This window comes from Kosakonia sacchari SP1 (assembly GCF_000300455.3).
Classification (GTDB): Bacteria; Pseudomonadota; Gammaproteobacteria; order Enterobacterales; family Enterobacteriaceae; genus Kosakonia; species Kosakonia sacchari.
Map to the genome: position 1 here is coordinate 65,470 of NZ_CP007215.2, position 22,211 is coordinate 87,680.

Here is a 22,211-nt window from a genome sequence, read left to right on the forward strand (position 1 = left end):
CGTGAGGGGTATTATTGAGCACTCTTCGTCAACCTGGCGCACGTGATGCAACATCCATTCGACATGATAATAAAGGGGGCGAATCTTCCTGGTCCCCTTTTTACACAGAAATTTTCCCGCTATTTCTTTTTTGATAACGACATCTGTACATCAGATTGGTTGATAACGGCAACGCAGCAAATTATTCGCGCCTGCTTTGGCGAGACGGGTTGCGCGCATGTTTTTGCCAGCACCAGCTATACGTATTTAGGCGTAATAGATTCTCGCGAAGACTGGCTGGTGAACATCGCCGGGTTGTGCAAACAGATGCATGATAGCCGCGAGTATGGCGGCTTTATCATCGTGGATGCGCAGAAGCAGTGGGCACTATTTCAAAATACCCCTGTCGAAAACGGCGTGCTGGGGATTAACAGTAATAAGGACTTATCGGCGCTGAATGACACGATTTATGACATCTTTGTCGATTGCGAGATCATCAAAGGTTGGCTAAATGGGAACGGTCAGCGAGAGAGAAGTTTAGTCGAGAGTATTGGCTTTGATTATTTAACCGTATTACTAAAATATTACGATAAATAACTCTCTGCCCGGCGATAACTATTTTTATTTCCTCCTGACAAGCGAAACGGTAATTTCACAGGCAATGTTGTTGTGACCAAAAATAACCGTTTCGCTGACATTAAGAATTACTGCCTATTTTATTTTTCTGCTCTGGTCTGTTCTATGCTTATCAGTTCTGTCTGAACCTTATAAGGAACAGGATATATGAGAGCACTGACGTATCACGGCGCACATAAAGTTAGCGTTGATAATCGCCCCGACCCGATTATTGAATCTTCAGACGATATTATTCTTCGCGTTACCGCAACGGCGATTTGCGGCTCTGACCTGCATCTTTATCACGGGAAAATACCAGGCACTAATCATGGGGATATTTTCGGTCATGAATTTATGGGCGAAGTGGTGGAAACCGGATCGGGTGTTCATGCCGTTAGTAAAGGCGATCGGGTAGTGATCCCATTTGTCATTGCTTGTGGGGAGTGTTTCTTCTGCAAACTTCACCAGTACTCGGCCTGTGAACAAACCAATTCCGGCAAAGGCGCGGCGCTGAACCGCAAAGGCATCACGCCACCTGCGGCGCTGTTTGGTTACAGCGATTTGTACGGCGGTATTCCCGGCGGTCAGGCCGAATATGTGCGCGTGCCGAAAGCCAATACCGGGCCGTTTAAAGTCCCGGACACCCTCACCGATGAGAAAGTGCTGTTTCTCTCCGATATCCTGCCCACAGCCTGGCAAGCGGTAAAAAATGCCGAGGTGAAACCCGGCTCCAGCGTGGCAATTTACGGCGCCGGACCGGTCGGTTTACTGACGGCGGCCTGCGCCCGTCTGGAGGGGGCGGAGCAGATCTTTATGATTGATGACAGCGATTACCGGCTGGCTTTCGCCCGCGATCGTTATGGCGTAATCCCCATTAACTTCGATAAAAATGACGACCCTGCGGCGTGGATAATTGAAAATACCGCCGGTCACCGAGGTGTGGACGCCGTTATCGATGCCGTGGGATTCGAAGCCAAAGGCAGCACCACCGAAACTGTGCTCAGTACGCTGAAAATCGAAGGCAGTAGCGGGAAAGTGCTCCGACAAGCGATCGCCGCTACGCGCCGCGGCGGAATTGTCAGCGTGCCCGGCGTATATGCCGGTTTTATCCACGCTTTCATGTTTGGCGATGCCTTTGACAAGGGGCTGACCTTCAAAATGGGTCAGACGCATGTGCAGGCGTATTTGCCGGATTTGTTACCGCTGATTGAGTCCGGGCATTTGAAACCGGAAGAGATCGTCACGCACCACCTGCCACTGGAAGAGGCGGCGCGCGGCTATGACATTTTTGATAAACATGCAGAGGATTGCCGCAAAGTGATCCTTGTGCCGGGCCTGAATGCAGAAAAAGCGACGATTTAACCTGTCGCTTTTCGTGAGCACAGGCGGTAATTGTTGAGGCAAAAAAGCCTCTCCCGGCGAGGAGAGGCATACCGTAGCGCAGGTGCTTAAATAAAGGTAAAGATCTCGTCGCGCGGCAGGCGCGATTTTGGCAGCGCGGCGTTGAAATCGTTCTCGCTACGCACACCGAGCGACACCAGCACCACACTGGTCAGCCCTTTTTCACGCAGGCCGAGGGCAAGATCCAGTTCGCGCTGGTCGAAACCTTCCATCGGCGTGGCGTCAATACCCAGCATCGCCGCACCCAGCAGCAAGCCGCCAAGCGCCAGATAAACCTGTTTTTCCATCCACTGTGGTAGATCGCGCTGCTCATAACGGTGAATCGCTACGTACGAACGGCGGCCCTTATCCTGGCCCGCTTTTGCCGCTTCGTCTTTAAAACGACCATCTTTCTGCTCTTGTTCCAGCACCTTTTGCAGGTGCTGCTCATCAAGATCGCTGCGGATGCACAAGGCAATAACGTGAGAAGCATTGACAATTTTCGGTTCGTTATAGACGAACGCCGCAGTGGCGGATTTCGCCATTGCCGCGCGGCCTTCCGGCGTGGAGGCGACCACAAAGTGCCACGGTTGTGAGTTCACGGAAGAGGGGCTGTTTTGCAGCACGTTAAGCAACGTGTCGATTTTATCCTGCGGCAGCGTTTTGCCGGGTTCAAAGGCTTTCACGGTATGGCGGGCAATTACAGCATCATCAAGTGTCATTGTCGTTCTCCTGCGCAATAGATGAAAAATTCGGGGCGAACCGTCCCGTAGAGTGTGACGAGAATAAACACAAAGCGGCACAAGATAAATCGGTGTAAAAAGGCAGCACTTTCACTCGGCGAGTGAAAATGGTGTTTGCCAGGACGCTGTTTTCTGGCAAAACAAAGGAGCCACTCGCCTGTTATTCACCCTGCGGAGAAATCATGATTCGGCTGGAAGATGTCACGCTGTTCGTCCGTTCAGCGCTACTGGGAAGTTTTTCAAATGCGGCGCGCGAAGCCGGGCTGTTGCCAGGCCAGGTGAGCGCGGCGGTACACCGGCTGGAGCGGGATCTGGATAAACGTCTGTTTGTCCGATCCACACGCAGTCTGCGCCTCACCGCTGAAGGGGAAAAATATCTCCCTTTCGCCCAGGAGATGCTGGCGGTCGTCGCCGCTGGTGCGGAGAGTCTACACAGCGGCGATAAAGAGATTCAGGGGGAACTGCGCGTGGCGGTGCCTTCCGATATTGGCCGTAATGTTCTGCTGCCGCTGATTACGCGCTTTTGCCAGCAGCACCCCAACGTGTCGCTGCGGCTGTCGCTTTCCGATCAAATCAGCGATGTCTTTCGCGATCCGGTCGATATCGCCATTCGTTACGGCGTGCTGGATAACAACAGCTATGTCGCCTTGCCGATCGCCGAAGATAACCGCCGGGTGCTGGCGGCGGCACCGGCATATCTGGCGAAACACGGACGCCCGCAAACGCTGGATGATGTGGTCAATCACCACGGTTTACTCTTCACCATGAACAGCCAGGTGTATGACAAATGGAGCTTTCCGGAAAACGGCATGCGCCGCCAGTTGATCGTCAAAAGCCGGATGTTGTGCGACGACGCCGATGTCGCCCGCCGCTGGGCGCTGGAAGGCATGGGGATTATTTATAAATCGTGGATCGATATCAGCGCCGATGTGCTGGCAGGCCGGCTGGAAGTGTTGTTGCCGCAGCATCCCGGTGAAGCAACGCCGCTGAACCTGATTTGCCCGCATCGCAAACAGTTTTCCCCGGCAATTCGCCATCTGCATAGTGTGCTGCGCGAACATCTGCGGCCGATCACCGCGTTGCTGCACACTCACCCGGCTTTTAAACCGCACGGATGACCAAAAAATGTACGTCACGGCGCGCCAGGATTAACCTCTTTGCGTAGCACATTACGCACTCTTACGGAGGTTAAGCACATGGCTTTACGTTCACTGGGTACAACAGGGTTACAGATCCCGACACTGGTTTTCGGCGGCAACGTTTTTGGCTGGACGGTCGATGAAAAACAGAGCTTCAGCTTGCTGGATGCACTGCTGGAGCGCGGTTTTAGCGCTATTGACACCGCCGATGTTTACTCGCGCTGGGCGGCGGGCAATAACGGCGGCGAATCGGAAACCATTATTGGCAACTGGCTGGCGGCGCATCCTGGCGCGCGCGACAAAGTGACGCTGTTCACCAAAGTTGGCGCTGATATGGGCGAAGCGGGTAAAAAAGGCCTTTCCGCGCGCTGGATCACCCAGGCGGTGGAAGATTCGTTACGCCGCCTGCAAACGGACTATATCGATCTCTATTTCTCACACTGGCCGGACAGCGAAACCGCCTATGACGAAACGCTCGGCGCGTATGAAAAGCTGCTGAAAGCCGGGAAAATTCGCGCCATTGGCGCTTCTAATCTGAATGCCGAACAACTGGGCGAATCGCTAAAAGTGGCAGACGCTAAAGGTTTGCCGCGCTACCAGGTGCTGCAGCCGGAATATAACCTTTACGACCGTTCCAGCTTTGAAGGCGCGTTGCAGGATTTAACGATACGGGAAAACATTGGCGTGGTGACCTATTACAGCCTCGCGTCCGGTTTCTTGTCCGGTAAATACCGCAGCGAAAAAGATTTGAGCCAAAGCCAGCGTGGGCAGGGCATTGCCAAATATCTGAACCCACGTGGTTTCGCCATTGTTGAGGCGCTGGAAAGCGTGGCGGGCAGCCACAACGTGAAACCCGCCGAAGTGGCGCTGGCGTGGCTGATTCAGCAACCGGGCGTTACCGCGCCGATTGCCAGTGCCACCAAACTGGCGCATATCGACAGCTTTGTCACCGCCGTGTCGTTAAATCTCTCCGCAGATGAAATCGCCGCGCTGAATAAAGCCGGTGCCTGATCCCATCGCCCGGCAGCACCTGCTGCCGGGCTGTATAATCTTGCGCGCAGTTGCGGGATAACCGCGCACTCATCCAGATTCCAGTACCTTCTTTAAAAACAACGCCTGGCAAACCGTTTACTGGCGGCGCGTGCGGCACGGGTTTTGCGCTTTGGTGAACGCCGGAGGCTTAGCCCTGAACTATCACGTTACCCATTGAACCGGTGTCGGTGACGCGGATACCTTTCGCCATGAGCGCGGCGGAACTTTGAGGTTTTGTTGAAGTAAACGCAGCGGTAAAGTGCAAAAAATCCCCGAGTGACACGCCCTGTCAGGGCAATCGTTTATCTTTCCCTGAGCGAAATCATGGCATTGTGTAATTGTTGCGCTTTGGGCGGAAATTTCATTTTAGTTTTTCGCATTACTGCCGTTAACCACTATGAAAAAACAAGGTTTTACCTGGATAGCAGGGCCGTGGCGCGAGGGTCAGGCCGTAACCGTTAACGTCTTCTGAGACTTTGTATTCCGGAACCCGTCACAATGAAGGAAAGTCACGACAGAAAACACGACCCGTTGATTGAGCGGCTGTGCGAGATCTTCGCGGCGTTGTATCAGGGAAAGATCATTGATAAAGCGTGGTTGTGCGAAAAATTCGGTATCACTGAACGTACGGCTTATCGCGATCTGGCACGGCTTGGGCATATTCTCGATCAGGTTTCGCCGGGGCGGTATAAACTCAGCGTCCATCTTCTTCCTGCCTTGCATAATGGCCATTTGGCGGAGTTCGCCGATTTTACCGGCGTGGCGCACCTGTTTCCGCGTAATGATGGTCAATCGCTGCGTAACACTATGCAGCACCGCAGCAATATTACCTTTCACGCGCCGAGTAGCCGGGAGAACCGGCAAATTGAAGATCTGCTTAATCAGCTTAATCACGCCATTACCGGGCATTGCGAAGTGGAATATCACTATCGCGATAAACCCCGCTGCGCGCAGCCCTATCGGCTGATTAACCAGTACGGTCTCTGGTATCTGGCAGCGGTGGAAAATGGGCGGCTGAAAGCGTTTGAAGTAGCGCGAATCGAAAATCTGAAAAGCACGACGCTTAATTTTGAGCCCCACGCCGAGGTGCTGGCGGAGCTGGAAAACAGCGTCGGCATCCGCTTTGGTTCAAGGGTTGAAGCGCTGTTGCGCGTCTCGGCCCACGCCGCCGAATATGTCACCCGTCGGGCGCTGTTTCCGGCACAACGTATTGTTGAACAGCATGATGACGGCAGCTTAACGCTTGCCACTGCCATCACCGATCCGCACACGCTGTTTCGCTGGTTGCGCTACTGGTTGCCGGATATCGGCATTCTTTCTCCGGCGTCGCTGCGCGAACAGTTCGAGCAGGATCTGCACCTGCGCTACGCCCACGGCGTGGCGCAGAGATAGCGTCCGCGTTTATCGCACTTACTGGCTGGCACCTTACGTTGTTGGGCCAGTAATCACGGGCCACGCCGCGAATACGCCATTAAGCGGCGGTTGTTCAGGTGCTCAACCGTGATACTGCTCGTCGGTAACATGTTCAAGCCAGGTAACCGGGCTGCCGTTTAGTGATTCGGCAATGGCGATATGAGTCATGGCGTTCTCAGCCGTTGCGCCGTGCCAGTGCTTCACGTCTTCCGGGATCCAGACAATATCGCCCTGGTTCATCTCCTGGACGGCTTCGCCTTCGCACTGAATCCACCCTTTACCGTGGGTAATAATCAGCGTTTGTCCTAGTGGATGGGTGTGCCACGCGGTACGTGCGCCGGGCTCAAACGTGACCGTCGCGCCGCCAACGCGTGCGGGTCCGTCAGCTTTAAACGGTGCGTCGATACGTACGCGTCCAGTGAAATAGTCTTGCGGCCCTTGCGCGGAGGGAACCGATGCGCTGCGGATGATTTTCATGTTGTTCTCCCGTGTTTGAATACGTTTTAAAGCGTAGCTGGCAGGTGAGAAACCGTTGCAGGCAGAAAGTAGTGGTTCGCGGCCAAAACCGCGACTGACACCGGTAATCAGCAAGGTTTTCTGTGCCATATCCCCTCCGAAAGGAAAAGTGACAGGGCGATCATAATCCTCACCGACTACCGGCACTATTAGGGGAAATCGGCATGAGCTTATGAGTAAAACTCATCAATGGCGGCGTAGCGCCATTACTGTACTGGCAAGGGTAAATAGCGCCATGATCCACGCCATCGTCCACGGCGTTCCGTCGCGAAACCACGTTAGCAGCAGCGACGAGATAATACCGCTGCCATATTGCAGCGAGCCAATCAGCGCCGAGGCGGAACCGGCGATAGAGGGCACGGCGTCGAGCGCGGCGGCGGTTGAGGTGGCGGCGATAATGCCGTTCATCGAAAAGAACAGAAACACCGGAATGATCACTGCAGCAATACCACCAAACTGCAACTTCACCGCCAGCGCCAGAACCACCATCGCCACTGTGGCAACCGTGACGGCAATTTTCAGTAACTTATCTAGCGGATGGCGCTGCACCAGCCGCCGGTTCAGAAAGCTCACCCCCATTAAGCCGACAATATTGATGGCAAACAGCCAGCCGTAATATTGCGGATCAATGCCGTAATAGCGGATGTAAACGAACGGCGAACCGGTAATAAAGGCATAGGCAGAGACGTAGAAAAAGGTCACACACAGCGTGTAACGCATAAACGCGCGGTTACGCAGCAGTGCGAAGTAGTTACGAAACACGCCCGGCAGCGAGGCTTTGGTGCGCTTTTCGGCGGGTAAGGTTTCCGGCAGGAAATAGAGCGAAATGAACATCAGCGCGCCAATCCCGGCCAGCAGCCAAAAAATAGCGTGCCAGCTGGTGATTTGAATAATTTGCCCGCCCGCCAGCGGCCCAACGATCGGCGCAATCGCCATGATGATGGTTAATGTTGAGAGCATTTGCGCCGCGCGGGTGCGGGCAAACAGATCGCGGATCATCGCCCGCGCCAGCATCGGGCCGGTGCAAGCACCGAAAGCCTGAAACACTCGCCAGAACACCATCTGGTGGATTTCTGTGGAAAGCGCACAGCCAGCAGAACCGATGACAAACAACAGCATGCCAATAAACAGCGGCGTGCGGCGGCCGATCGCGTCGCTAATTGGCCCCCAAACCAGCTGCGCCAGCGCGAAGCCGACCAAAAAACCGGTGATGGTCAGTTCGATATCGCCCTGTAACTCTTTTGCCATCAGGGGCATTGCGGGCAGGTAAATATCCGTCGACAGGGAGGTAAAGGCCATCAGCGCGCTGAGGATCGCGAGAAATAGCGGCCCGTGGAGCTTGTTGTTCATAAAATCCTGATTAAGTCACGAAGGGAACGCCGACAAGGGCGGGACGGTATCTTAATCAGTGCGGCACAAATGATAACGCCATTAAATCATAATGACGTTATGAGCCAGATTCATGAATGGCGCTCGCTGACCGTCATAGTGAAAATAACGGGTTGGCTGCTTTCATTAGCGTAGTGGTGCGCGGTGTCGGTTTGCGCCACGGCGGAACAACCTTCGCCAATAATAAGCGCCGTTTGCCCAACCTGAATGTGCAGCGTGCCGCGCTCAACGTGCAGCAGTTCTATGGTGCCGGAAGGGTGGCCTGGTGAGGCGAACCGTTCGCCGGGGAACATCTCCCAGCGCCACATCTCCAGCATATCCGGCCCGCTGGTGCCTGCCAGCAACCGCGCAGTGCCGCCGTTTTCGCCCTGCCACAATGTAGGAATATCTTCTTTTGCTATCAGATGCGCGGTCGGTTTACTGGCGACGTCGACAATATCCGCCACGGAAACGCCCATTGCGGCGGCGATTTTGCACAGCAAAGCGATGCTCGGGTTGGCGAGACATTTTTCGATCTCAACCAGCATGCCTTTACTGACGCCCGCGCGGCGCGAAAGCTCATCCAGCGAGAGTTTTTGTTGCTTACGAAACGCTTTAATACGCGTTGCCACCGCTTCACTGACGCGATGAACATCGGCGCCTGAATCGGTCGGTTTATTGACTTTTTTGGTCATCGGTCGATACTATGCAATAAAATGGTCACTAAAAAGGATTATCCGATGCTTTCCGTTCAGCCGTCAATCGATGCTCGTCTTGCCGTCATCGCCCCTGGTTTTCGCGCGCTTAGCGTTTATGTTGAAGCTGCGCCGCTACTGAACCCGCACGTGGGCGAAGCGGCACTGGCGAGTGCGTGTGAATGTGTCGCGGCGGGCGGCCCGGCCTGGGCGGATGCGCATCTGGCAGCATGGGATGAGGTCTTTAAGCGCTTCGGCGCGAAGCCAAAACGCACGCCCTGTTCGGCGCAGGCGCTGCGAAAACGTGTGCAGCGCGACGGCGTGGTACCTGCAATTGACCCGGTGGTGGATCTCTATAATGCCATCAGCCTGCGCTACGCTATTCCGGTCGGTGGCGAGAACATTGCGGCCTATCACGGCGCGCCGTGTCTGACGATCGCCGACGGTACGGAGTTGTTCGACATGATGAAAGAGGGCGAGCTGGCGCATGAGTCACCGGAGCCGGGGGAAGTTATCTGGCGCGATGACACGGGCGTAACGTGCCGCCGCTGGAACTGGCGGCAGGGCGTGCGCACCCGCCTGAGCGCTGCCGACAGCCAGATGTGGTTTATCCTCGAAAGCCTGCCGGAAATGCCGCTGGACGCATTATGTGAGGCAGGCGACGAACTGATCGCCGGATTGCAACGTATGATGCCGGGCTGTCGTGTTGAAACAACCAGGCTCGGGTTTGATCTCTGAAGGGGGAAGAATGGATTTCACAGGATTGAGCGCATTTCCGCTGTCGCCGCTGCGCGATGAACGGCTGGATGAAGCGGCTTACGTGAAGTTGATTGAACGGCTGCGTGTCGCCGGCGTCGATTCGATTGGCGCACTGGGTTCGACGGGGTGCTACCCCTATTTTAGCCGTACCGAGCGGGCTAATGCGCTGCGCCTGGCGACGGAACATTCCGGCGCGGTTCCGGTGATTGCCGGAATTGGCGCCTTGCGCACGCGCGATGTGCTGTGGCTGGCGGAAGATGCGCAGAAAGCGGGCGTTAGCGCCGTGCTGCTGGCACCGGTCTCCTACCACGCGTTAACCGAAGAGGAAGTGTTCAGCCTGTTTGCCGCCGTGACGCGCGAACTCTCCGTGCCGCTCTGCGTGTACGATAACCCCGGTGCCACCCATTTCACCTTTAGCGACGAGTTGCTGCTTCGTATTGCGCAGTTGCCTAATATCGGCTCAATCAAAATCCCACCGATTTCCGCACCCGAGCGGGCTGCGCGCCTGCGTCCGCTAATTCCACAGAGCATCACGCTGGGTATTAGCGGCGATGCCATCGCGGTTGACGGTCTTCGCGCCGGATGCGGCGTCTGGTATTCGGTACTCGGTGGGGTGTTCCCGCAAGCGGCTCTGGCTATTTCCCGCGCGGCACAAGCCGGAGATTTTACACTGGCGCGCGCCCACTCTGATGCGCTGCAACCCTTGTGGGACCTCTTTAAACGCTACGGCGGTAGCCTGCGGGTGATGGCCACGGCGGCGGAACTGCTGGGTTTAGCGGGCGCATCGTGCTTGCCAGCGCCATTGCGGACGCTCACTGGCGATGCGCGCCGCGAGGTGGCTGAGGTGATCGAGCAACTGCGGTTAGCGGGTTGAGATAGCCGGGGGGCGCAGTGTTACGCCCCCAGTCGTTTCGCCACAAAGCGGGAAATCGCCGGGCCGGTTATCAGCACCAGGATAAAACGCCCGGTCTGCATCGCCATTACAAACGAGATATCGACCTGGCTTGACGAGGCGATAATCGCCACCGTATCCGCGCCGCCGGGGCTGGTGGCGAGGTAGGCCGTGAGCGGATCGATCCCCGCGAAATGCACCAGTAACCAGGCAAAACCGCAGCACACCGCGACAAGCGTCAGTACCGACAGCAGCACGCGCGGTAACGCGCGGGCGGCATAGCAGACAATCTCCCGCGTAAAACGTAAACCGATACTCCAGCCAATCAGTGCGTAAGAAAGCGCCAGTAACCACGGCGGCAATTCCAGCGTCAGCAAACCGGTATCTTCCACCATTATTCCCAGCGCCAACGTTATCAACATTGGCCCGGAGGGAATTTTGACGCAGCGGGCAATCAGGAAACCTGCGGCAATCACCAGTAATGTTCCGGCAAACGGCAGCCAGCGCACCGGGCCGAACAGGGTAAAGGTGGCGACCGCGTGATCCGCGCTCTCAGTGCCCATCCACATACGGGTCACCAGTACCGCGACCAGTGCCACGATCATCACCCGCAGGTACTGCATAAACGCCACCAGACGGACATCCGCGCCAAAGCTCTCGGCCATAATCGTCATCGCCGCCGCCGCGCCTGGCGACGATCCCCAAATCGCTGTTGAACCGGGGAAAACCTGCAATTTCGCCATGATCCAGCCCAGGATTGCACTGGCGAAAATAACGGAGAAAATACAGCTGATAAACAGTGGCCAGTCGGCGGCGATGCGGCCAAACACTGACGGCGGGATCGCATGCGCAATCATCGCGCCAACCACCGCTTGCGCGGCGGCGAACCATTTTTTACTGACGGTAACAGGCCGGTTGAAGATGGCGAGAAGAATACCGGAAAACATCGGGCCCAACAGAAGCGCTGCGGGCAGATGGATCAGTTCCATCACAGCAACGAAGAGCAATGAAAGGGCGATAAGCTGTAACCAGTTGCGAAACCAGGGCGCGTGTGTCGCCATCAGCGGCACTCCCTACACGCTACAACAGCGGCGGTAAGATCAATCAACGGCATAACGCTTCCCGAAAATAACGTGTTGAAAAGCAAGGTTGGGTCTTTGAATGTAAGTGTTCTTCACTCTCCCTGCAAATGCACTGTTCCTCACGGCAACATGGCTTAACAGATCTTACTCTCCACGTCGGAATTTGCGGTCATCCTGTTCGCTGTTTTCAGCCATTGATAAGCGCAGCCCCACCTATTTGTTCTGCGTACTGTGAAGCGAAGCGGCGTTTTAACCAAAAATATGTGTTCAAGAGGATATATTTTTTCTAATTCAACTATTTTCTGCTTTCGTAATAATTTGATTGGTATAGGCTATTCTAGTTATCGGTTTGGACATTTATGAAAATTCCTAAACTATTGTGAGCTTTCTTGCGTTATGCGAGCGTAGTGGCTAATTTTTTATTACTCTGTGTTACTGTTGTTATTTAAAAAATAATAAGTTGTTAATTTATTTATACATTTATGTGATTTTAAATGTGGCAGAATTTATTGCCGCTTTTTTTATTAAGTTAAGCATAGTGCTTCCAGGCGATTGATTCATAAACTATCGCATCTCCCTAAGTGAAATGTATCTTCAACCACCCATTGTTTCTCTTATGGATTAAATTGCTTTTGTTATGGATTTATTGGCTATGGCGAATATCGGACGTCTCGGTAGGCTTTGGTGAAAACCAGGGGCGGTAGCATTTTTTTGCGACTTTATTTTTTTCTGATTCACCCATTTCTCTTATTGCAAAACGCTATATAACCTTTTGAATTAACCGAAGGCATAATGTGTTTTCGTTATAATTCGCTGGCAAATAATATTTCCCGGAGGTTGGATATGTATATCATCTCTCAGGATAGCTATTTTGTCATGGGCATGGATAAGCTGCTTAAAGCCATTAACCCGCATGCAACGCATACACTGGTTGCCTTTGAACGGGGAGATGGAAAAATATTATTTTTTAGCATGAATTCATTGCTTTATATTTTAAGTGAAGAAAAAGGGTTTAATTCATTTATTTGCACTCGCTTTATATCTATCGATAAATCTTCATCTGTATCTTTGCTTCGGCATGAGATCAGAAAAATACTTAATTTCCTTAAGGGTCATGAGGATATATATTCCTTTCGCGAAGTCCATTTTAGCGCGACGGAATATAAAATTATGTTGCGGTTTCTTGAGTACCAGTCCAGCGATACGATTTCGCAAGCATTGGGCATCGATAAAAAAATCGTCAGTAATTATAAAAACGCCATACTGCGTAAACTCGGTTTAAACAGTATGGCGGAGCTTATTCATATTTATAATAACTGGAACGACTGTTTTTGTTGCTCTGAAGGAAAAGTCATGGCAGATGCGATATTTCTTCCCCGTATCGGGACGAATGAGCTAAAGATGATACGACGCGCGAATAAGCCTGCTTCAGAACCTGCGGTTTCGCCCCTCTATTCTGGCAGTTTTTGCCACATACCTGCGATAAGGGCAGGCCAGCGTTATTTATTGACAACCTAGCAATAGTTTATTGCTTTTATTGCTGTTTATTCAAAATTCTTGTGCGCCTATCCTGCTTCTCATCAGGTTGCTAACCGCAACCACAGTGACCGAATCAAAGAAGGATAAGCCACCATGTTATTCGATAACTATTCCCTGAATACGCTCGCATTGACTAACCGTATTGTTATGCCACCGATGACCCGCTCCCGCGCCGGAACGGGTGATGTGGCAACCGATATGATGGCGGATTACTACGCCCAGCGCGCCAGTGCCGGGCTGATTATCAGCGAAGGCACGCAAATCAGCCAGCAGGGTCAGGGCTACGCCTGGACGCCGGGTATTTACAGCGATGCGCAAATTGCGGGCTGGAAAAAAGTGACCGATGCAGTGCATCGCGCGGGCGGCAAAATCTTTGCCCAGTTGTGGCATGTGGGGCGCGTTTCCCACACCGTATTGCAGCCCGGTAACGCGGCGCCGGTTTCTTCGTCGGCGATTCAGGCCGAAGGCGTAAAAGTGTTTGTCGATGTGGAAGGGCGTGGGCCGGAAAACGGCGTGGGCGATATGGTGCAGCACTCTATGCCGCGCGCGCTGTTAGTGGATGAAATTCCCGCTATCGTCAACGACTACGCCCAGGCCGCGCGTAATGCGATTGCCGCTGGTTTTGATGGCATCGAACTGCATGGCGCGAACGGCTATCTGATTAACCAGTTTATTGATTCGCAGTCGAACCTGCGCGACGACGAATATGGCGGTTCGCTGCAAAACCGTCTGCGCTTTATGAAAGAGGTGGTCGAAGCCGTTTCGGCGGCGATTGGTAAAGAGCGTGTCGGCATTCGCCTGGCGCCGCTGACTACGCTGATGGGTTCACGCGATGATACGCCGGAAGCCACTTATCTCGCGGCGGCCAGCGTTCTGAATGCGATTGGCATTGCTTACATTCACATCGCCGAAGCAGACTGGGACGACGCGCCGGTGATGCCTGCGGCTTTTAAAGAGGCGCTGCGTATTATTTTCCACGGCACGCTGATCTACTCCGGCAAATACACGCCGGAGCGCGCCGAAGAAGCGCTGGCAAAAGGCTGGGCAGACTTAATTGGTTTTGGCCGACCGTTTATCGCTAACCCGGATTTGCCGTACCGCCTGCAACATAACCTGCCGCTCAATGAACCGATCAGGGAGAAATTCTTTGGCGGCGGCGCAGAAGGCTACCTGGATTATCCATTGCAGAAAGCGTAATAACGAACGGGGGCTAATGCCCCCGTTTTTGCGTGCTGCAAACTGCCGTCAGAAATCGTAGGCATTAATCACTTTCATTAATGCCGCGTCATTCTTGTATTTTTCCCGCAGCGTTTTGAGCTGCACCACCGCTTTGCCACAGGTGGCTTGCAGGCTGGCATCCAGCTCTTTCTGGCGCTGTTCGTCGAGGTCGGAATCCTGCTCGGCGGCAAAATGCTCGCATTGATCGGCAAGATGACGAAAATCCTGCACGTCTTTCGGCAACGGGGCGGCGGCAAAGCTGGTGTTGAAAATAAGGGCGGTGGAGAGAATAAAAAGGTAACGCTTCATCGGTTGTTGTCTGTCGGAATATCGAGGCGCTTATTTTACGCCTTAATAGTGGCGATGGAGAAAGGGAAACGAACGACTTTTTACGCCTTTTTTCAGGCGGCGATGTGTCGCTGAAGCTGCCGTTTTTGCTGGCCACGACGTTTACGGGCGCTGTGTTTTTCATCGCTTTTTCTTTCTACACCTGAGCAGGAAACCATCTGGATTTATTTCCGTCAGTGCCAGCAAACAGAGCCTGCGAACAGGCATCTGTTTGAGATGCGGCAAACGCGCCGGGATTCACTCTGACCGTGATTTCAGCCAGGCGTTTTTCACCACCCCTTTCACTTCCCTGAGCTGCTTGCGCGTTTTATCCAGCGCCGTCGCCAGCCACTCCTCTTTATCACTGTATTTCACTAGCACGATGCAGCCCTGCATCACTTTCACCAGAATATGTTGCCCGGTATTAAACCCGGCATCGCGCAACCACTTGCCGGAAAGCGTAATACTCGGCGTGCTCGCGTCGCCCTGATTCGGGCGATATCGCACAATTACGTTGTGCTCGGTTCCGGCGATGGTGAAGTCTGAGGTAGAATGCGGATCAGCCATTATCAACTCCTTGATAGTTGGGGATGGTTAGACGCTCCGGTTGTGTTGCTGCACATCGGGGCGTTGTTTACGAAATCCAATTTCATGTGGTAGGTACCACATGAACATAACGTAACCGAAGTGGTACCTACCATGCAAGAGAAAAAGAAGCTAAATTTTGATCGAACCAAAAGCACGATGAAGAACATCCGGTTTGAAGATGATCTTTTGGAACAGATTGAGAAAGCGGCGGGAAAAGGGAATTTTAGTAAGTGGGTGAAAGAGGCTTGTAGAATGCGGCTTGAGGCAGAACACGAAAAAGAATAAAAGATGCTACTTTCTTATTCTAAACGGATTAGAAAAACCTCTCCTTAATTATATTTCACCTTTAAATATATTATAATTTATTGATGTGTAATAATTTTTGATGCCAGAATTATACTGGCATCAGTGAATAAAAAGATGCACCGCTAGTTTGCTCGCCAATGTTTAATTAACCCCTCATGCGAAGTGGTTCCCATTTTTATTAATATAATCTGCAGGTTATCATTGGTATCATACCCTATAATTATATTGTCGCCTTCAGCAGCATTATCCATAACTTCATTTGGCGTAAAATAAAGTCGATACTCTGATCTCGATAAGTGTGAAATGCGGGCGTCATACCAAGTAATTTGTGCCAGATTTGAGATTTGTGATCCCCGTATAGAGAATTGCGCATCGCATTTAAATTCATCCATACCTAATAAAGCTTTTAATTCTTTAACTCCGTTAAATTCATGCTGGTGTGATTTTTCTGGGTTTGCTTCTACAGATGATAATGTTTTGATGCAAGAGGCTCGAAAACGAATGGCAGCAGTCATATATTCATCCTTGTAAGAGTGAATCCGTAATTTATCAGATAATGGTGAATATAAAATTGGCTGAGTTGATAATATTTCAATCCACTTCACATAAATTAAGATATATTTTTCAACCTTAAGATGAATATAAGTTGTGCAAATAAAAGTTATTCCTTAATAAATTATTTGCATATGTGATAGGTCTTCATTTTGGCGGAAGATCACAGGAGTCGAACCTGCCCGGGACCGCTGGCGGCCCCAACTGGATTTGAAGTCCAGCCACCTCACCGGAGATGACGATCTTCCGCGCCTGCATTGCTACATGGAGGCGGGGCGCATTATAGCTACTTTCAGGCATTTACCACATACCCCCGCCATAAATTTTCGCATTGTGCTTCCGTCGCGAACGGCTGTTTAAGATAAATCCTCATCTTTTCCAAGGCTTAGCAATTTTTCACACGCTAAAGGAACCGCGATCACAGAAAAGAATAAACGTAATCAGATAACAAGAATTCGCAATACCCGGCTGAAATCCAATCGTTTACAACGTCTGAAACCGCTTTCTGCGTATTTTTCATGCGTAAAGGAAACAAAAATGGACAGTCAGATTATTTCTGTGAAAGAAAAGATTGGCTACGGCATGGGGGACGCCGCCAGCCATATCGTCTTTGATAACGTAATGCTGTACATGATGTTCTTTTATACCGATATCTTTGGCATCCCTGCCGGGTTTGTCGGCACCATGTTTCTGCTGGCGCGTGCATTAGACGCCGTTTCGGACCCGTGCATGGGGCTGCTCGCCGATCGCACCCGCAGCCGCTGGGGTAAGTTCCGCCCATGGATAATTTTTGGCGCACTGCCGTTCGGCATTGTGTGCGTTCTGGCCTACAGCACGCCGGATCTCAGCCTCAGCGGTAAGATGATCTACGCCGCTGTCACTTATACGTTACTCACCCTGCTTTACACCGTGGTCAACATTCCTTATTGCGCCCTCGGCGGTGTGATCACCAACGACCCGCAGCAGCGCATCTCGCTGCAATCCTGGCGTTTCGTGCTGGCGACGGCGGGCGGCATGCTCTCTACTGTGCTGATGATGCCGCTGGTGAAACTGATTGGCGGTGATGACAAAGTCTTCGGTTTCCAGGGTGGCATTGCAGTGCTCTCGGTGGTTGCTTTTATGATGTTGGCGTTCTGCTTTTTCACCACCAAAGAGCGTATTCAGGCGCCGCCGAGCACCACTTCCATGCGTGAAGACCTGCGCGATATCTGGCAAAACGACCAGTGGCGCATTGTCGGCCTGCTGACCATTCTCAATATCCTCGCTGTCTGCGTGCGCGGCGGCGCGATGATGTATTACGTCACCTGGATCATGGGTGATGCCGCCATTTTCACCGCGTTTCTCACTACCTACTGCGTCGGCAACCTGATTGGCAGCGCACTGGCCAAGCCGCTCACCGACTGGAAATGCAAAGTCACCATCTTCTGGTGGACCAACGCGGCGCTCACCGTGCTCAGCATCGCCATGTTCTTCGTGCCGATTCAGGCCAGCGTCACCATGTTCATCTTTATCTTCGTCATTGGCGTGCTGCATCAGCTGGTTACGCCGATCCAGTGGGTGATGATGTCCGACACCGTTGATTACGGCGAGTGGTGTAACGGTAAACGTCTCACCGGCATCAGCTTTGCGGGTACGTTGTTCGTACTGAAACTCGGCCTCGCTTTCGGCGGCGCGTTGATCGGCTGGGCGCTGGCGGGCGGTGGTTACAATGCCGCGGCGCAGAGCCAGAACAGCGCCACCATCAGCATCATCATTGCGTTGTTTACGCTGGTTCCGGCGGCCTGCTATTTGCTCAGCGCCTTTATCGCCAAACGCTACTACACCCTGAAAACTCCGTTCCTCAAAACAATCATGGAACAGTTGGCACGCGGCGAACACCGCAGTCAGCCACGGTTTGGTCATGTTTCACCCCGGGAAGAGTTACTGTAAGGAGTTACGCATGAAAATCAGTGATGGCAACTGGCTTATCCAGCCTGGTCTGACATTGATCCAGCCGGTTCAGGTGTTCGATGTCGAACAACAGGGTAATGAGATGGTGGTCTATGCCGCCCCGCGCGATGTGCGCGAGCGCACCTGGCAACTGGATACGCCGCTCTTCACCCTGCGCTTTTTCTCGCCGCAGGAAGGGATTATTGGCGTGCGCATCGAGCATTTTCAGGGAGCAATAGATAACGGCCCGCACTTCCCGCTTAATGTTGCGCAAAACGTCCACGTGGAAATGCGCAACACCGAAGAATTTGCCGAGCTGCAAAGCGGTGCGCTCAGTGTGCGCATTGGTAAAGGTGAAAACTGGGCGCTCGATTTTCTGCGCGATGGCGTGCGCATTACCGGTAGCCAGTTGAAAAACAACGGCTACGTGCAGGATGGCAACAGTGGCCGCAATTACCTGTTTGAGCGGCTGGATTTGGGCGTGGGTGAAACGGTATATGGCCTCGGCGAGCGTTTTACTGCGCTGGTTCGCAACGGGCAAATGGTGGAAACCTGGAACCGCGACGGCGGCACCAGCACCGAGCAGTCGTACAAGAATATCCCCTTTTATCTCACCAATCGTGGCTACGGCGTGCTGGTAAACCATCCGCAAGCGGTGGGGTTTGAAGTGGGTTCGGAGAAGGTCTCCAAAGTGCAGTTCAGCGTTGAGGGCGAATATCTCGAATATTTCGTTATCGACGGCCCAACGCCGCAGGACGTGCTGAACCGCTATACGCAATTCACCGGTCGTCCGGCGTTGCCGCCTGCGTGGTCGTTTGGCTTGTGGCTCACCACCTCGTTTACCACCAACTACGACGAAGCGACGGTGAACAGCTTTATTGACGGCATGGCGGAGCGCCAGCTACCGCTGCACGTTTTCCATTTCGACTGTTTCTGGATGAAGGCTTTCCAGTGGTGCGATTTTGAGTGGGATCCGGTGACCTTCCCGGATCCGGCAGGAATGATTAAACGCCTGAAAGCGCGCGGGCTGAAAATCTGCGTCTGGATAAACCCCTATATCGGCCAGAAATCGCCGGTTTTTCGCGAGTTGAAAGAGAAGGGCTACCTGCTGAAACGCGCGGACGGTTCGCTGTGGCAATGGGATAAATGGCAACCGGGGCTGGCGATTTATGATTTCACCAACCCGGAAGCCTGCCAGTGGTACGCAAATAAACTCAAAGATTTAGTGGCGATGGGCGTGGACTGCTTCAAAACCGATTTTGGCGAGCGCATCCCGACTGATGTGGTGTGGCATAACGGCGCGTGTCCGCAGAAAATGCACAACCATTACGCCTACATCTACAACGAGCTGGTGTGGAACGTGCTGAAAGAAACCGTTGGTGAGCAAGACGCGGTGCTGTTTGCCCGCTCGGCATCCGTTGGTGCGCAACAGTTCCCGGTACACTGGGGCGGCGACTGCTATGCCAACTATGAATCGATGGCGGAAAGCCTGCGCGGCGGGCTATCGATTGGCCTGTCTGGTTTTGGTTTCTGGAGCCATGATATTGGAGGCTTTGAAAACACCGCACCCGCGCATGTTTACAAACGCTGGTGCGCGTTTGGTTTGCTCTCCAGCCACAGTCGCTTACATGGCAGCAAATCTTACCGTGTGCCGTGGGCGTACGATGACGAGTCCTGCGATGTGGTGCGCCACTTCACGCAACTAAAATGCCGTTTGATGCCGTACCTCTACCGCCAGGCTGCGCTGGCACACGAATCGGGTTTGCCGATGATGCGCGCCATGATGCTCTCCTTCCCGAACGATCCGGCCTGTGACTATCTTGACCGCCAGTACATGCTTGGCGATGCGCTGCTGGTCGCGCCAGTGTTCAGTGAAGCGGGTGACGTGCAGTTTTACCTGCCGGAAGGACGTTGGACGCATTTGTGGCACAACGACACATTAACCGGTGGCCGCTGGCATAAACAGCGGCACGACTTTATGAGCCTGCCGGTGTACATGCGGGATAACACCCTGCTGGCGCTCGGCAGCAACGACCAGCGCCCGGATTACACCTGGCATGACGGCACCGCTTTCCAGCTATTTGCGCTGGATGAGGGACGCGAAGCGTTGTGCGACGTGCCGGATGCCCGCGGTGCGGTAATTTTTCGTTTACGGGCTAAACGCGATGCGGGCGTGATTACCTTACGTAGCGAAGGAGAGTGTCACAACTGGACGCTGTGCCTGCGCAATATCGCGCAGATTGCGGGTGTACAAGGCGCCACGCAATCTGGCAGTGAGTCAGGCGTGGTGATTACGCCGCAGGGCGGGGAGATACGCATTACGCTGTGAATTTTTGCTTCGCGATATTCCTCCCCCGTAAGGGAGAGGAAATGTCATGTTCAGGGAGTCGGCTGAGGAGAAGGCGCTGATGTGGATTCCGCCGGAGGCGCAACAACGCCGCCGGAAACCACACCGCCATGCATGCTCTGTTTGATTTGCTGTTTCTGCACGTTAATAGCGGAAAGCTCGGCGTTCACCGACGGTTTAAGCGGCGCATCGGCGCGCACATTGCCGCTGGCGGTGAGCTGGAGATTACCGTCGCCGCTGATGGGCAGCGCCGGCCAGCCCCATTCCTGTAATACATTCACTGGCACGCCGCGACCGTTCAGGTTTAGATTCACGCTGCGATCCGGCGTTTGCGCAACCACCGCTTTGGCTTCCAGCAACCCTTGCCCCGTAAAGGCGCTTAGCTCGCTGATGGTGACGACATTGCTGTTGGCGTTCAGCGCCAGTGACGGGCGGCGTACGTCCACGCGGTTAAAGGTGGCGGCAGCGGCGTTCAGCTTCGCCGTTCCGCCCCACACGCCCCATTTGCGCTCGCGCACCAGTTGCAGGTTATCGCCGTAGCCGTCCAGCGCCGTCAGTTGCCACGAGAAAGCCGGGTCGATATCAATCACCAGGTTGCGGCTGGCGCTGAATTTTTTCAGCGTCACGGTGTTCAGCCACGCGGGCAAATCATCCATCCATAGCTGCTTCCAGTTTTCCGGCAGCGTGTATTCCAGCCCGGCAAAGGCGGTGTCGTCCAGCACCAGCGCGTGGCCTGCGCGATACCAGTTGCCGGACGTGCGCACCATGCCGTTTTCCCAGCGTGAGGTGAACTGTTGCAGCGCAATGCCCTGCGGCGAGAAGTTGGCATTGAGGATCGGGTCGAACAGGTGCAGCGAGCCGTAAATAAACTCGCTGGCATTCATCGACAGCCTGCCATCTTCGCTTTGCCAGTCGCCTTTGGTCAGCGTCAAGTTGCGCAAACTTAAATCCAGATCGGTGACGGCCCAGCCCGGCCCTTGTAAACGGGCGTCGGTCACTTCGACACGACCAATTTTCAGCGAGGGTAACGTCGTCAGTGGGCTAAAGAAATCGAGCAGGGATTTGTCGCTTTGCAGGCGGATATCGTTCAGCCGCAAATTATTCACTATCCAGCTTCCATCCGCCGCGCGTTGCGCATCGCCGGTCATTGAGCCGCGCGCCATATCCGCGCCAATAGTAGTTAGCGTAACGACATCTTTATCGATACTGCCCTGAATCAACACGTTACTGGCGGGAACGCCGTTTAACGTCAGCGAACCGGCGCTCATCTGAATTTGCGCCTTGCTGCCCAGTACACTTCCCGCGACGGGTTGCCACGGCGCAACACCGCCAGTGACGCGCTGGGCGCTGAGATCCCAGCCGGTGGTCGGGCTGTTAAAGGCCATATTGGTCAATTGCAGACGGTCGGCCTGGAAGGGCAGTGGTGCGGCTGCCGGGGAGAGATTTAGCGTGCCGTCCTGTAACAAAATGGTATCGGCGTGCAGCGGATCGGTAATTTGTCGGCTGCTCAGCCCGATATCGACGGTTTTGGCGACCAGCGTTGCCGGTTTGCCTTTGCGGCCAAAATTTACGCCTTTCAGCAACACATGGGAAGGGGAGGAGAAGCGGTGATCCATCGCTTCAAAGGTCAGGTGATAGCCGCTGTTATCATTCACCCACTTGCTGACCTGCGTTGCGCCCCAGCGGGTTTGCAGCAGGAAATAGCAGGCGATGACCGCCACAAGCAGGGCGATAACAACGAAAAGGAGCAGCTTTCCAAGAAATTTCATGATCTTCCATCCCCAGTTGCCAG

Annotated in this window: 21 protein-coding genes and 1 tRNA gene; 12 read left to right on the top strand and 10 right to left on the bottom strand. The window is 53.7% G+C overall.

Annotated elements, in window-relative coordinates; genetic code table 11:
• The first annotated feature begins 45 nt into the window (after positions 1-45).
• Together C813_RS23170 and C813_RS23175 are read left to right on the top strand one after the other, a co-directional pair.
• Positions 46-576, top strand: coding sequence for a hypothetical protein (locus C813_RS23170; RefSeq protein ID WP_017458136.1), 531 nt, complete (start codon positions 46-48; stop codon positions 574-576).
• 186 nt (positions 577-762) lie between these two features.
• Positions 763-1,956 (top strand): zinc-dependent alcohol dehydrogenase, encoded by a 1,194-nt coding sequence (locus tag C813_RS23175; RefSeq protein ID WP_017458137.1) that lies wholly within the window; start codon positions 763-765, stop codon positions 1,954-1,956.
• A gap of 86 nt (positions 1,957-2,042) precedes the next feature.
• On the opposite strand, the gene nfsB is transcribed toward C813_RS23175, so the two are convergent.
• Positions 2,043-2,696 carry an oxygen-insensitive NAD(P)H nitroreductase gene (nfsB, locus tag C813_RS23180; RefSeq protein WP_017458138.1) on the bottom strand — a complete coding sequence of 218 codons (654 nt, stop codon included), beginning with the start codon at positions 2,694-2,696 and terminating at the stop codon, positions 2,043-2,045.
• Between the two features lie 203 nt (positions 2,697-2,899).
• Between nfsB and C813_RS23185 the strand changes: the two genes are divergently transcribed.
• The 3 genes from C813_RS23185 to C813_RS23195 all read left to right on the top strand — a co-directional run bounded on the left by C813_RS23185 (position 2,900) and on the right by C813_RS23195 (position 6,280).
• Positions 2,900-3,835: a LysR family transcriptional regulator gene (locus tag C813_RS23185; RefSeq protein ID WP_017458139.1), complete on the top strand. Its 936-nt coding sequence runs from the start codon at positions 2,900-2,902 to the stop codon at positions 3,833-3,835.
• 78 nt (positions 3,836-3,913) lie between these two features.
• The gene (locus C813_RS23190) at positions 3,914-4,867 is read left to right on the top strand and encodes an aldo/keto reductase (RefSeq protein WP_017458140.1); all 954 of its coding nucleotides are present in this window, start codon (positions 3,914-3,916) and stop codon (positions 4,865-4,867) included.
• Positions 4,868-5,386: 519 nt separating this feature from the next.
• The gene (locus tag C813_RS23195) at positions 5,387-6,280 is read left to right on the top strand and encodes a WYL domain-containing protein (protein ID WP_017458141.1); all 894 of its coding nucleotides are present in this window, start codon (positions 5,387-5,389) and stop codon (positions 6,278-6,280) included.
• Between the two features lie 102 nt (positions 6,281-6,382).
• On the opposite strand, the gene C813_RS23200 is transcribed toward C813_RS23195, so the two are convergent.
• The 3 genes from C813_RS23200 to C813_RS23210 all read right to left on the bottom strand — a co-directional run bounded on the left by C813_RS23200 (position 6,383) and on the right by C813_RS23210 (position 8,880).
• On the bottom strand, positions 6,383-6,778 hold the full coding sequence (locus C813_RS23200; RefSeq protein ID WP_025263792.1) for a (R)-mandelonitrile lyase: 396 nt from the start codon (positions 6,776-6,778) through the stop codon (positions 6,383-6,385).
• 225 nt (positions 6,779-7,003) lie between these two features.
• Positions 7,004-8,167 (bottom strand): multidrug effflux MFS transporter, encoded by a 1,164-nt coding sequence (locus C813_RS23205; RefSeq protein ID WP_017458143.1) that lies wholly within the window; start codon positions 8,165-8,167, stop codon positions 7,004-7,006.
• 110 nt (positions 8,168-8,277) lie between these two features.
• A complete protein-coding gene (locus C813_RS23210) occupies positions 8,278-8,880 on the bottom strand; it encodes a helix-turn-helix domain-containing protein (protein WP_017458144.1) in 603 nt (200 codons plus the stop codon).
• 45 nt (positions 8,881-8,925) lie between these two features.
• Between C813_RS23210 and C813_RS23215 the strand changes: the two genes are divergently transcribed.
• Positions 8,926-9,618, top strand: coding sequence for a B3/B4 domain-containing protein (locus tag C813_RS23215; protein ID WP_017458145.1), 693 nt, complete (start codon positions 8,926-8,928; stop codon positions 9,616-9,618).
• 10 nt (positions 9,619-9,628) lie between these two features.
• Positions 9,629-10,513: a dihydrodipicolinate synthase family protein gene (locus C813_RS23220; RefSeq protein ID WP_017458146.1), complete on the top strand. Its 885-nt coding sequence runs from the start codon at positions 9,629-9,631 to the stop codon at positions 10,511-10,513.
• A 20-nt stretch (positions 10,514-10,533) separates the two neighbouring features.
• On the opposite strand, the gene C813_RS23225 is transcribed toward C813_RS23220, so the two are convergent.
• Positions 10,534-11,592: an AbrB family transcriptional regulator gene (locus C813_RS23225; RefSeq protein WP_017458147.1), complete on the bottom strand. Its 1,059-nt coding sequence runs from the start codon at positions 11,590-11,592 to the stop codon at positions 10,534-10,536.
• Between the two features lie 864 nt (positions 11,593-12,456).
• Here C813_RS23225 and C813_RS23230 point away from each other — a divergent pair.
• Positions 12,457-13,131 (top strand): helix-turn-helix transcriptional regulator, encoded by a 675-nt coding sequence (locus C813_RS23230; RefSeq protein ID WP_017458148.1) that lies wholly within the window; start codon positions 12,457-12,459, stop codon positions 13,129-13,131.
• Positions 13,132-13,245: 114 nt separating this feature from the next.
• Entirely contained in the window at positions 13,246-14,349 is a 1,104-nt protein-coding gene (locus C813_RS23235; RefSeq protein WP_017458149.1) for an alkene reductase, read from the top strand.
• 48 nt (positions 14,350-14,397) lie between these two features.
• Here the strand turns inward: C813_RS23235 and C813_RS23240 are convergent, their stop codons facing one another.
• The gene (locus tag C813_RS23240) at positions 14,398-14,679 is read right to left on the bottom strand and encodes a hypothetical protein (protein ID WP_017458150.1); all 282 of its coding nucleotides are present in this window, start codon (positions 14,677-14,679) and stop codon (positions 14,398-14,400) included.
• Positions 14,680-14,955: 276 nt separating this feature from the next.
• Positions 14,956-15,264 (bottom strand): SymE family type I addiction module toxin, encoded by a 309-nt coding sequence (locus C813_RS23245; protein ID WP_017458151.1) that lies wholly within the window; start codon positions 15,262-15,264, stop codon positions 14,956-14,958.
• Positions 15,265-15,396: 132 nt separating this feature from the next.
• On the opposite strand from C813_RS23245, the gene C813_RS23250 reads away from it, so the two are divergent.
• Entirely contained in the window at positions 15,397-15,570 is a 174-nt protein-coding gene (locus C813_RS23250) for a YlcI/YnfO family protein (RefSeq protein ID WP_017458152.1), read from the top strand.
• 143 nt (positions 15,571-15,713) lie between these two features.
• Here C813_RS23250 and C813_RS23255 read toward each other — a convergent pair whose 3' ends face one another.
• Positions 15,714-16,106: a hypothetical protein gene (locus tag C813_RS23255; RefSeq protein WP_017458153.1), complete on the bottom strand. Its 393-nt coding sequence runs from the start codon at positions 16,104-16,106 to the stop codon at positions 15,714-15,716.
• Between the two features lie 190 nt (positions 16,107-16,296).
• Positions 16,297-16,391, bottom strand: a tRNA-Sec gene (locus C813_RS23260).
• A gap of 289 nt (positions 16,392-16,680) precedes the next feature.
• Here C813_RS23260 and C813_RS23280 point away from each other — a divergent pair.
• Both C813_RS23280 and yicI read left to right on the top strand, forming a co-directional pair.
• Positions 16,681-18,072, top strand: coding sequence for a glycoside-pentoside-hexuronide family transporter (locus C813_RS23280; RefSeq protein ID WP_017458154.1), 1,392 nt, complete (start codon positions 16,681-16,683; stop codon positions 18,070-18,072).
• Between the two features lie 10 nt (positions 18,073-18,082).
• A complete protein-coding gene (gene yicI, locus C813_RS23305) occupies positions 18,083-20,401 on the top strand; it encodes an alpha-xylosidase (protein ID WP_017458155.1) in 2,319 nt (772 codons plus the stop codon).
• A gap of 50 nt (positions 20,402-20,451) precedes the next feature.
• Here the strand turns inward: yicI and C813_RS23325 are convergent, their stop codons facing one another.
• The gene (locus C813_RS23325) at positions 20,452-22,188 is read right to left on the bottom strand and encodes an AsmA family protein (protein ID WP_017458156.1); all 1,737 of its coding nucleotides are present in this window, start codon (positions 22,186-22,188) and stop codon (positions 20,452-20,454) included.
• Positions 22,189-22,211: the final 23 nt, after the last annotated feature.